Below are 10340 nucleotides of genomic sequence, written 5' to 3'. Positions count from 1 at the left end.
ATGGAAGTAATGCACGAGCGCAATGCTCACAACTTCCCGCTCGACCTCGCTTCTGTGAAGGCTCCTAGCATTGTTGGCTAGACTCTAGTCACAGCTCAAGCAAAAGCGCTCCCGAAAGGGGGCGCTTTTTGCATTGGGGCTGGCTGATGACTGGAAACTAATGATTGCTCTGGTTTTCACTCAAAATCACCAGTTTTCGGCGTTTTTGGCGATCGCCCTTGACCATTCGCGACGGAGTATGTCATGCTCCACTGCGGGGATCAAAGACAAAGATAAAGAATGAATGAAGCGTCGTATACCTAAACGCTATGTTGTGCTAATATCCTGCACCGACAAAGCGCCCATTACCTTCTCATTTCATCCGTTGGCGGTAATTGTTCCGCTAGCGATCGCCATCGTCACCCCTATTGCTTGGGTAGGCATGACGCTGTATTCCCACTCCCAACGCAATTTGATGCTGACTGAAGAAGCCGCAGATGTCCTACAGCAGCTAAACGCATTAGATGCAGAAGTAAAAAACTTGCGTGAACGGGCAGGCTTGCCTCGTACTGAGTTTGCTCCAACGGAAGCAGATCCGAAGTCCAGTCCACAAGGGGGGACTGGAACGCCTGTCGAGGCAGAAGAACTTTTAGAGACAGCAAACAGCCGCCTGCCTGCTCTATCCGCTGATTTGAAGCAAGAAATTGAGCCAGCTTTAGAAAATACCTTGCTCCGTGAAGCGGCTCGTCCAACAGGCATTCCTCTGAAAGTTACGACTGAAATTTCTTCTCCATTTGGGCTGCGCCGAAACCCGTTTGGGCGACGCAGCTTTGAGTTTCATCAGGGATTAGATTTTACAGGTGCTTACGGTTCTCCGGTTCACGTCACTGCGCCTGGAACAGTGGAGAAAGCAGAGTGGTCTGGAGGGTACGGCTACCACGTGGTCGTCAATCATGGGTATGGTTATCGCACCCTATACGCCCACCTTTCTAAACTGGAGGTGTCTCAGGGAGCACAGGTCAACAATGACCAAATTGTTGGATATTTAGGCAGCACAGGCCGCTCTAGTGGACCGCATCTACATTACTCGGTTTACCGCAATGGTACAGTGGTAGACCCCCAGGGTTACTTAGATTAAACTCATTGACATTTACATTGGGGATAGAGCGATGTTCAGGCGCAAGCGGGCGAATGCGTTGACCTACATCAGCGCCACGAGCGAGTTTCAAGGCAACTTGAATGTAGAGGGAAATCTGCGCGTGGATGGCATTATTCATGGCACGGTTGAAGTCAGGGGCGACATGGAAATTTCTTCAACCGGCTTGGTTGAAGGTCCTGAATTGCGGGCGCATAACATTGTGGTACATGGGGTGATTAAAGCCCACGTGGTAGCAGAGGGCAGGTTGACGCTGAGCCGCACTGCTCGACTTGAAGGGGATGTAACCGCCAGCTCTCTTGACATTGAGGCTGGCGCATTTTATGTGGGGCACATTGCTACCAGCGATGTCAAAGCATTGCCTGTCGGCGCAGAAAAATTCCCTGAGTTGGTGGGGCGAGAGGAAGAGTAATTGCGTTCAGGACTCATTTTTCGATAGGTTAGGACGGTATACTCTTCGACTGTCCTTTCCCAAATTATGGGTAACACCTTTGGTCAACTGTTTCGCGTCACGTCCTTTGGGGAATCTCATGGGGGAGGCGTGGGTGTCGTGGTAGATGGCTGCCCACCGCGACTGGAAATTTCTGCTGAGGAGATTCAGGTTGACCTGGATCGTCGCCGTCCTGGTCAAAGCAAGATCACGACCCCTCGGAAAGAGTTAGACACTTGCGAGATCTTATCGGGCGTGTTTGAGGGCAAAACGCTGGGAACGCCGATCGCCATCTTGGTTCGCAATAAGGATGCGCGTTCTCAGGACTACGACGAAATGGCGCAGAAGTACCGTCCGTCTCATGCGGACGCAACCTATGACGCAAAGTACGGGATTCGCAATTGGCAGGGCGGTGGGCGATCTTCGGCGCGGGAAACGATTGGGCGAGTCGCGGCAGGGGCGATCGCCAAAAAAATTCTGCGTCAGGTCGCGGGTGTTGAGATCATAGGCTATGTCAATCGGATCAAGGATTTAGAAGGAGTCGTTGATCCCGACACTGTGACGCTGGAGCAGGTTGAAAGCAATATCGTTCGCTGCCCTGATCAGGACTGTGCTGAACGAATGATCGATCTGATCGAGCAAATTGGACGGTCAGGCGACTCGATTGGCGGTGTCGTTGAATGTGTTGCCCGCAATGTTCCTAAAGGGTTGGGAATGCCCGTATTTGATAAGCTAGAGGCAGATTTAGCAAAAGGCGTAATGTCTCTGCCTGCTAGCAAAGGGTTTGAAATCGGTTCGGGCTTTGCCGGAACCCTGATGACGGGTAGCGAACACAACGACGAATTTTACACCGACGAAGACGGGCAGATTCGCACTCGCACAAATCGCTCTGGGGGTACTCAGGGCGGCATTTCTAACGGGGAGAATATTATCTTGCGGGTTGCCTTCAAGCCCACCGCAACGATTCGTAAAGAGCAGCACACCGTCACGACGGACGGGGAAGAAACCGTTTTGGCGGCAAAAGGGCGGCATGATCCCTGTGTGTTGCCTAGAGCTGTGCCGATGGTCGAAGCGATGGTTGCCCTGGTGCTGTGTGACCATCTGTTGCGCCAACAGGGGCAGTGTGGAGTTTTGTAGTAGCGTTTCAAGGATCTGACCGATGGCAATGACGGCTTCAACGATGCTGAGCTTGGGCACTTTAGCCCCCGCTTTTCAACTGCCAGATGTGGTGTCGGGTGAAACGATTTCACTGGAAACGTTTGCAGGTAAGCAAGCGTTGCTGTTTATGTTTATCTGTCAGCACTGCCCGTTTGTTAAACACGTCAAAGCTGAACTTGGCAAGCTAGGGCAAGACTACCAGGACAAAAACGTTGGCATCGTTGCGATTAGCGCTAATGATGTGGAGAATTATCCAAATGATTCTCCTAAGCATCTCAAAGCAATGGCCGCAGAGTCGGGCTTTACTTTCCCGGTTTGCTATGACGAAAGCCAGGAGGTGGCAAAAGCTTACACTGCGGCCTGTACGCCTGATTTTTTCTTGTTTGATGGCGATCGCCACCTGGTTTACCGGGGTCAGCTAGATGACAGCCGTCCTGGAAATGGTAAGCCTGTTGATGGGCTTGATCTACGTGCTGCCCTAGATGCAGTGTTAACAAACCAGCCCATCGATCCTGATCAAAAGCCCAGCATCGGCTGCAACATTAAATGGAAACCTGGTAAAGCACCTAGCTATTACGTTTAAGCAGCTTGGAAGACTTGCTCCAGCGTTAGACCTAGAATTGTGCTGGTTTCCTCTGCTGTAAAGCCGTGCTGAAGCATGATTGGAACTGCTTCTAGTTTGTCTTGTAAACGATTTTCCGCTTGCCGTTCTGCCAGGACTTTTTGGTAGAACCGATTTTGTTTCAATTCACTGAGTTCAAACATATTGCTAGCACGGGTTGAATGTAAATTTCCGTTACACCGAGGGCTGGTTTTATTGGGCAATCTGCCCTCGCTGCTTCCTAATCGGTCGCTAGTTTATAGTACATCTGTTCTAATCTTTAGGACAGGGGCAGTGAGAAATAATCTGGGTTATGAAATCGCAACAATTGCCTGAACTGCAGCATCTAGTCCAAACCAATTTTGGATAGCGTAATAGAATAAAGCGTTAAGTCTAACGCTTGACATTAGTTTCGCTAGTTTCGCTTTGATTTCAACGGCACGAGAGTTGAGGCACCGGTCCATCCTGAGGTGCTTGCTCTGACTGTTCACCAAGATTTCCAGGCTCAGGACTTAGAGCCAAAAGCTTTCGCATCAACCGCTCTTTATCGTTACAACTTCCTATGACTTCCTCAATTCGTTTCCTCATGTGTTCGGCTCATCATTATGAGGTGGACTATGTGATCAACCCCTGGATGGAGGGGAATATTCACAAGTCCTCTCGCGATCGCGCCTTAGAACAATGGCAGCAGCTTTACAATGTCCTGACTCAGCACGCCACCGTCGATCTGGTCAAACCGCAGATTGGTGTACCTGACATGGTGTTTACGGCAAACGCAGGACTGGTTTTGGGTGATACAGTCGTGCTGAGCCGTTTCTTCCACAAAGAGCGTCAGGGCGAAGAGCCATTCTTTAAGCAGTGGTTTGAGGAACAGGGATATACCGTTCACGAGTTGCCCAAAGACTTGCCGTTTGAGGGTGCTGGAGATGCTTTGCTTGACCGCGAGGGGCGCTGGCTATGGGCTGGCTATGGCTTCCGCTCGGAGTTGGATTCTCATCCTTACCTGGCAAAGTGGCTAGATATTGAAGTGGTATCGCTGCGGCTGATGGACGAGCGCTTCTATCATCTTGATACCTGCTTTTGCCCGCTTACAGATGGCTATTTGCTCTATTATCCACCTGCTTTTGATGCCTACTCAAATCGTTTGATTGAGATGCGAGTGCCAGAGGCAAAACGAATTGCCGTTGAGGAAGCAGACGCAGTTAATTTCGCCTGCAACGCGGTCAACATCGATCGCACGATCGTCATGAACATCGCTAGCGATTCCCTGAAAGATCGTCTGGCAAAGGTCGGCTTTGAGGTGCTTGAAACGCCCCTGACCGAATTTCTGAAGGCAGGTGGAGCCGCAAAATGTTTGACGTTACGGGTGACGGAGCCAGTGGAACCTGCGGTTCATGCTAGCGCTGCGGTTGAGAGCCGGACGATTCGCCTGGAAGGACATTTGCTCGATTCGGGTTTAATTAACCGTGCCCTGGATCTCGTTGTGGAAGGAGGCGGTAGTTTCCAGGTGTTAAATTTTGACCTGGGTGAACAGCGGCAAAGCACCTCCTCGGCGGAGGTGAAGGTGTCTGCCCCCAGCCATGACGTGATGGAAAAAATCATGTCTCAGTTGATCGACATTGGCGCTTTGACGCTGCCTCAAGAGGCGTGCGATGTCCGTTTGGAAGCTGTGCCGCAGGTGGGAGTGGCTCCCGATGATTTTTATGTCACCACGATTTACCCCACTGAGGTGAGGGTGAATGGAGAATGGGTCAAGGTAGAAGGTCAGCGAATGGATGGGGCGATCGCCATCACTTCCACTGCCGGAGGTTTTGTTGCCCGCTGCAAACTGCTGCGCGATCTCCAGCTTGAAGATCAAGTTGTGGTTGGGGTAGAGGGCATTCGCACAATTCGCAAACCCGAATCGCGAGATCAGCGGGCTACCCAAGAGTTTAGCTTTATGGGAGCGGGCGTTTCGAGCGAACGTCGAGTAGAGCTAGTGGTCGAGCAAATCGCCTGGGAACTGCGTAAGATTCGTGATCAGGGCGGCAAAGTTGCGGTTACGGCGGGACCTGTGGTCATTCATACCGGCGGCGGGGAGCATTTATCTCGGCTGATTCGAGAGGGCTATGTGCAGGCGTTGCTGGGTGGAAATGCGATCGCCGTCCACGATATTGAGCAGTCGCTAATGGGCACTTCGTTAGGCATGGACATGAAGCGAGGCGTTTCTGTGCGCGGCGGGCACCGTCATCACCTTAAGGCGATTAATACGATCCGTCGCTGTGGCAGCATTGCTCAGGCGGTCGAACAGGGCATTCTCACCAACGGCATCTTCTACGAATGCGTCCGTAAAGGCGTGCCCTTCTCTCTGGCAGGCTCTATCCGAGATGATGGTCCGTTACCCGATACCAAAATGGACTTGCTCGAAGCTCAGGCAGATTATGCTCGGCTGATCGAAGGGGCAGACCTGATCTTGATGCTGTCATCCATGCTGCATTCGATCGGTGTAGGCAACATGACCCCTGCCGGAGTCAAGCTGGTTTGCGTAGACATTAACCCGGCTGTTGTGACAAAGCTGAGCGATCGCGGCTCCGTCGAGTCTGTTGGTGTGGTAACAGATGTAGGCTTATTCCTGAGTCTGCTGGTACAGCAGTTGAGCAAGCTGACAAGTCCTTATCAGGCTGCATGATGTTGAGGTGATTTAGCGTGAAGGTACTGGCGCACCAGCTACGGTGCCTTCACGCAGTTTGTAAAACCTTTGTGTAAATGTGAGTGCAGTGGAGTCACATTTACACAAAGGTTAATGAATTTGAGAATTAGGGATGGGTTGGGCACACTGGAGGAAACTCGATAAGAGGCAGAGCGTTGAGCATCTTCAAGACAATCTGGCAAAGGCTCAAGAATGCGTTTCTCAGTCTCCAAACCTACGATGTACTCAGTCCTGACTTTAAGCAGCGGCGACAGGTCAACCGAATGTTGCGCAGTCGTCCTGCTCCGAATTTGAATAAGTGGTTTAACTCTTACTATCAGCCCATCGGCATCGCTCCGTCCGTTGCGGCTTTTGCCTACAGCTATTTAGAAAAATATTCTGGACTGAGAATTGCTAGAGTGCTTCCAAGCGATCGCCTGGAAGCTGATTTGCACTGGACAGAAGTTTGCTGGTTTGATTGGGAAAACAGGCTGTGCGAAGACTTTTGGCACTGTTTTGGCGCTGACCTCAGCGATCACCTGGAGGACTTTGACCCCTATACCGTCGCTGATCTGCTTGAATTCCTGAATTGCCAACTTCCTCAAAATAGCCGATTCCGTAAGGATAACAAGAGCGACAACATCCGGCTTTAATGCAAAAAGTTTGCAAAAGGTCAGTTTTTGCCATATCTTGTTAACAGTAGTTGCATATTATTCTCAATAAATAGCTTTAGGAAAACTTCATTAGAGTCTCTCATACTTCCAATCAGAAATGATTATTAGTTCGATTGGTTCCGATAAGGACGAGACAAGCCTTGTCCGTACTGCCCTCAAGGCACTTCCGAAAAGTATCCATAAACTTCTGAAGTCGTTTATTACCAAAGTATTGACTCAACCAGGGTGTTGACCCCTAATACCCTTTGTCAGAGCTATTGAGCTTAGCCTGATCGTTTATTGTGAGCAAATTTATCTAGGAATCTATTGCATTTAGTTTGAATCAGAATCAATGAATTCATCTTCTCCTAATTCCGAAACTGGACAATTGGTCTCTATTCCCCGAAGCGATCGCTGGCAGGTTTACGCCCGGCTTCAAGAACTCGACATTCCCTGTACCTGTCTTGGCGACGGTAGCTTTCAAGCCAAAATTGACACTCCCCTTGCAGCTTTGCAGCTTTGGAGCGTGATTTATCAGGTTACGTCTTCTCGCCATCAGCTGATTGGGCAGCTAGAGCGCTGCTGGCAATACTAAGTCGGCGGCTACAAGAGAATCCAGCGTTTGAGCAATGTCTTGCTTTGCCCCACACGAAGAGTTAGATCAGGTTAATTATGAGCAGAACAGCAGATTTTCAGGTAGAAGGACGATTTTTAGGCTTAATTCTTAAAGATGGTTACAAGCCAAAAGCAATCAGGCTAGCTACAGCAACGGGCGAATATCCGATCAAGCTGGCAAAAGAAATCCGATTTTCTCTACCGAAAACGCTAACTCCAGGTGAATGGATCCGTGTGATTGGAATTCAGAAGCTGGACTACAAAGAGGGAACCGTTAAGCTCAAAGCTTATCAGGTCGTTCCTGTGGCTCCCAGTCAGGCTGCGATCGCCATTCCCCCCGTTCAATCTGCTGCTCCAGTTTCTCAGTCCTTAACGCCTGCTCCATCTGCAACTGCAAGCTCTAAAAATCCCTGTATTCTGGTTTGTCAAAAGTCAGACTGCTGTAAGCGGGGTGGTCGGGCGGTTTCTCAAGCGCTAGAGCAAGCGTTGAGCGATCGCGACCTAGCAGATCAGGTCACCATCAAAGGTACGGGCTGCATGAAGCAATGTAAAGCTGGCCCAAATATCGTCATGCCTGACAAAACTCGCTATTCTCGGATTCGTCCGCAAGATATTCCAGATTTGGTGGATAAGCATTTTGCGGCGATCGCAGACTAAAAGCATTGCCTTAGCATCAAAAATTTCTACACTGCACCTGCTTGAATCATCTGAATAGCCCTCTCAAGGCACTGACTGCCGCCATTCGCGCATTCAGGAATCTCAACGTCTGGTGGAACTCCTACCCCCTCAATTGTCAGCCCTTTAGGTGAGATGACTTGAACCGTAGGAGCAATCAACGCAAAGCCTTCCCATCTCAACCTAAAAGCGTCACCTCCCAGTAGTGCGCCCATTGTGCGAACTCCTAATATTCCGGCAGAACCGTGATCTTTGACGACCCCTGCAAACAAGTCACAGGCTGAACCACAGCGGTCGTCGATTAGAACAAAGTGCGGTCTTGGATCTTGCTGAGCTTCTAGCCGAGTGCGCCACTCAACGTAAGGGTGTTCTTCTCCGAGAGCAATATCTGCTTCTGCTTCCACATTGTCCGCGTCGTCAAAGTAGCCTCGAAAGACATAAGGTTCCTCCATCTGTAACCCTTCACGGGTTCTGTCCCACCAAAGCACTTTGTCAGCACCAACAATGTCTTCAACTGCATAGCTAACGCTCGATCCGTAGCCTCCTTCATTTCCACGCACGTCAATTAGAATCACTTTGGCTTGAGCAAGTTGAGCTTTTGCCTGGTCAAGCTGAGCCTTGGTAATCAGGGGAACGATAAAACTTTTGACTCGCAGAATTCCAATTTTGCCCCTCATCTCGGCTGAAACGCTTGGCTCGGGGGTAGCAGCATCCGGTAAAGGTTTTTGCTCGAAGATGCGAAACAACCGTTCTCCTTCGGTCGGATCTAACAGTCGTACGTGTGAAACTGCCAGTCGGTTAAGCTGTTCGCTAATCCGTGCAGCCAGTTCTGCTCTAGTCCACTTTGGTTTGGCTTCAGCTTCGGCTAACAGTTCGCTCAAATGCTGCTCGCGTTCTGCCTTCTTGAATGCGGGATCAAAGATTTCGCGATCGAGGGTTTGGTAAACGTCCTCAATGAATAGCTTTGCTTCCGGGGAAGAAATGATATCTGTATCTTCTAAGGCTGAAGAGGTGAACCAATCTAGCGAAACTTCGTCCTCTGTCTGGTTAACACTGCTAGTGTCCTCACTTAGCTGCTGACTCACTCGATCCGTGTTAGTCGGTTGACAGCCTAAAAAGCCCAATAACGTGGCTAGAAGAAAGCCTCTTTTGAGATATTCGATCTTTGACATAAGCTTTATGCTGGCAGGGTTGCGCTCATTCGTCGCTAGCTTGGCTAGAGGAATCCATTATCGATAAGTTGCTAGCCTGCCGTCTTTCAAATTTCGATGGAAACTTATTAATATCTTTTGATTAGTCGATGTCTTCTAGCCGAGCTATTCACCCGAAAGACGCAATCAAACCGGAGCAGGTAATATCCAGTCAAGCTCTCCAAGCGGGTCAATTACTTCTAGAACATCAAATCCAGCCCTCTGGAGAATGTGAAATCTCAGGAGGACTTACTCAGCACTTACTGGTTTTTGAATTAGGTCATGTAGACCGTCAAGTTTTTCGCATGGGTGGGCAGGAATATGACGATTCTCTAGGCCAAGGTGACTTGTTGCTGATTCCGGCTTGTACGTCTTTCTTTGGTGCTTGTGAAATGATCGATGAAGTTCTAGCGCTGAGCATCGATCCAGACTTTTTGCAGCAGATGGCGTTAGAAATTGGTTGCCCTCACCCTGAACGACTTGAACTGCTCAGCGGGTTTAAGATACGCGATCGCCAACTTCAATCTATCTTTCAGTTCATTCAAACCGAAATACAGCAGACTAAATGGGGAAACCAACTCTATCTAGATTCCCTGACAAATTTGCTGGCAATTCACCTGCTCAGAAATTACGCTTCGCGTCCTCTAGCGCTGCGATCGCCCGAAGAAGGGTTAAGTAAGTTTAGGCTAAACAGAGTCCTGGAATATATTAATGCTCATCTTGTACAGGACATTCAGTTAGCAGATCTTGCTCAGGCGGCAAATCTCAGCCAATGTTACTTTGCGAGTTGCTTCAAGCAATCGCTAGGAATTGCACCTTGGCAGTATGTTGTAGAGCAAAGAATTGAACGGGCAAAGAAGCTTTTGAAGCAAAGTAACGACTTAATCACAGACATCGCACTTCAGTGTGGGTTTAACAGCCAAAGTCACTTTACCCAGCAGTTTCGCAAGCATACGGGAGTGACACCCAAGACATACCGAGAACAGAAATAATACAGAATCCGCTTTGGGAAGAAGCACTATTTGGTGTAGGGGCGAAGCATTCGGCAAAAGAATTGTGCTTCAGTTGCAGAGATTGTGACCGAATGCTTCGCCCCTTGTACGTAAGCGCCAGCATCAGCGAGACTGCTGATAGACCCTGTCAGGAGTGAAGTACTCTGATTCGCCCTAGGGATAACCAAGCCTGTACGTAGATTAGACCTCAGCCTGACGGTGC

Annotated in this window: 12 protein-coding genes; 10 read left to right on the top strand and 2 right to left on the bottom strand. The window is 49.6% G+C overall.

The genetic code is table 11. The features are described 5' to 3' along the window. Positions 1-160 precede the first annotated feature (160 nt). From H6F88_RS33815 to H6F88_RS01720, 5 genes are all read left to right on the top strand, one after another. Entirely contained in the window at positions 161-283 is a 123-nt protein-coding gene (locus H6F88_RS33815; RefSeq protein ID WP_277882133.1) for a hypothetical protein, read from the top strand. Continuing rightward, a complete protein-coding gene (locus tag H6F88_RS01735) occupies positions 284-1117 on the top strand; it encodes a M23 family metallopeptidase (RefSeq protein WP_190641026.1) in 834 nt (277 codons plus the stop codon). It abuts the gene before it with no gap. Positions 1118-1148: 31 nt separating this feature from the next. Further along, positions 1149-1547, top strand: a complete 399-nt coding sequence (locus H6F88_RS01730; protein ID WP_190641025.1) for a polymer-forming cytoskeletal protein — start codon at positions 1149-1151, stop codon at positions 1545-1547. Positions 1548-1613: 66 nt separating this feature from the next. Then, positions 1614-2702, top strand: a complete 1089-nt coding sequence (gene aroC, locus H6F88_RS01725; protein ID WP_190641024.1) for a chorismate synthase — start codon at positions 1614-1616, stop codon at positions 2700-2702. 22 nt (positions 2703-2724) lie between these two features. Beyond that, on the top strand, positions 2725-3306 hold the full coding sequence (locus tag H6F88_RS01720) for a thioredoxin family protein (RefSeq protein WP_190641023.1): 582 nt from the start codon (positions 2725-2727) through the stop codon (positions 3304-3306). Here H6F88_RS01720 and H6F88_RS01715 read toward each other — a convergent pair. Further along, positions 3303-3488, bottom strand: a complete 186-nt coding sequence (locus H6F88_RS01715) for a hypothetical protein (protein WP_190641022.1) — start codon at positions 3486-3488, stop codon at positions 3303-3305. The two genes, H6F88_RS01720 and H6F88_RS01715, sit on opposite strands and share 4 nt — an antisense overlap. Before the next feature lie 398 nt (positions 3489-3886). Between H6F88_RS01715 and H6F88_RS01710 the strand changes: the two genes are divergently transcribed. From H6F88_RS01710 to H6F88_RS01695, 4 genes are all read left to right on the top strand, one after another. Further along, positions 3887-5992 (top strand): TIGR00300 family protein, encoded by a 2106-nt coding sequence (locus tag H6F88_RS01710; protein WP_190641021.1) that lies wholly within the window; start codon positions 3887-3889, stop codon positions 5990-5992. Between the two features lie 176 nt (positions 5993-6168). Continuing rightward, on the top strand, positions 6169-6645 hold the full coding sequence (locus H6F88_RS01705) for a hypothetical protein (RefSeq protein WP_199318600.1): 477 nt from the start codon (positions 6169-6171) through the stop codon (positions 6643-6645). Positions 6646-6997: 352 nt separating this feature from the next. After that, positions 6998-7240 carry an Asr1405/Asl0597 family protein gene (locus H6F88_RS01700; protein WP_190641020.1) on the top strand — a complete coding sequence of 81 codons (243 nt, stop codon included), beginning with the start codon at positions 6998-7000 and terminating at the stop codon, positions 7238-7240. A 77-nt stretch (positions 7241-7317) separates the two neighbouring features. Then, complete coding sequence (locus H6F88_RS01695; RefSeq protein WP_190641019.1) at positions 7318-7917, top strand: (2Fe-2S) ferredoxin domain-containing protein; 600 nt, start codon at positions 7318-7320, stop codon at positions 7915-7917. Positions 7918-7943: 26 nt separating this feature from the next. On the opposite strand, the gene H6F88_RS01690 is transcribed toward H6F88_RS01695, so the two are convergent. Continuing rightward, positions 7944-9107 carry a S41 family peptidase gene (locus H6F88_RS01690; protein ID WP_190641018.1) on the bottom strand — a complete coding sequence of 388 codons (1164 nt, stop codon included), beginning with the start codon at positions 9105-9107 and terminating at the stop codon, positions 7944-7946. Positions 9108-9235: 128 nt separating this feature from the next. Here H6F88_RS01690 and H6F88_RS01685 point away from each other — a divergent pair, with 128 nt between their 5' ends. Continuing rightward, the gene (locus H6F88_RS01685) at positions 9236-10117 is read left to right on the top strand and encodes an AraC family transcriptional regulator (protein ID WP_190641017.1); all 882 of its coding nucleotides are present in this window, start codon (positions 9236-9238) and stop codon (positions 10115-10117) included. The last annotated feature ends 223 nt before the right edge of the window (positions 10118-10340 follow it).

This window comes from Oculatella sp. FACHB-28 (genome assembly GCF_014696015.1).
Taxonomy (GTDB): Bacteria; Cyanobacteriota; Cyanobacteriia; order Elainellales; family Elainellaceae; genus JAAUTN01.
This window is presented reverse-complemented; position numbering and strand designations above follow the sequence as displayed.

Bases quoted from the DNA above. Each gene is read 5' to 3' on its own strand.
- H6F88_RS01715 (WP_190641022.1), bottom strand. From the start codon at position 3,488: ATGTTTGAACTCAGTGAATTGAAACAAAATCGGTTCTACCAAAAAGTC.
- H6F88_RS01700 (WP_190641020.1), top strand. From the start codon at position 6,998: ATGAATTCATCTTCTCCTAATTCCGAAACTGGACAATTGGTCTCTATT.
- H6F88_RS01735 (WP_190641026.1), top strand. From the start codon at position 284: ATGAAGCGTCGTATACCTAAACGCTATGTTGTGCTAATATCCTGCACC.
- H6F88_RS01720 (WP_190641023.1), top strand. From the start codon at position 2,725: ATGGCAATGACGGCTTCAACGATGCTGAGCTTGGGCACTTTAGCCCCC.
- H6F88_RS01730 (WP_190641025.1), top strand. From the start codon at position 1,149: ATGTTCAGGCGCAAGCGGGCGAATGCGTTGACCTACATCAGCGCCACG.
- aroC (WP_190641024.1), top strand. From the start codon at position 1,614: ATGGGTAACACCTTTGGTCAACTGTTTCGCGTCACGTCCTTTGGGGAA.
- H6F88_RS01690 (WP_190641018.1), bottom strand. From the start codon at position 9,107: ATGTCAAAGATCGAATATCTCAAAAGAGGCTTTCTTCTAGCCACGTTA.
- H6F88_RS01710 (WP_190641021.1), top strand. From the start codon at position 3,887: ATGACTTCCTCAATTCGTTTCCTCATGTGTTCGGCTCATCATTATGAG.
- H6F88_RS01695 (WP_190641019.1), top strand. From the start codon at position 7,318: ATGAGCAGAACAGCAGATTTTCAGGTAGAAGGACGATTTTTAGGCTTA.
- H6F88_RS01685 (WP_190641017.1), top strand. From the start codon at position 9,236: ATGTCTTCTAGCCGAGCTATTCACCCGAAAGACGCAATCAAACCGGAG.
- H6F88_RS33815 (WP_277882133.1), top strand. From the start codon at position 161: ATGATTGCTCTGGTTTTCACTCAAAATCACCAGTTTTCGGCGTTTTTG.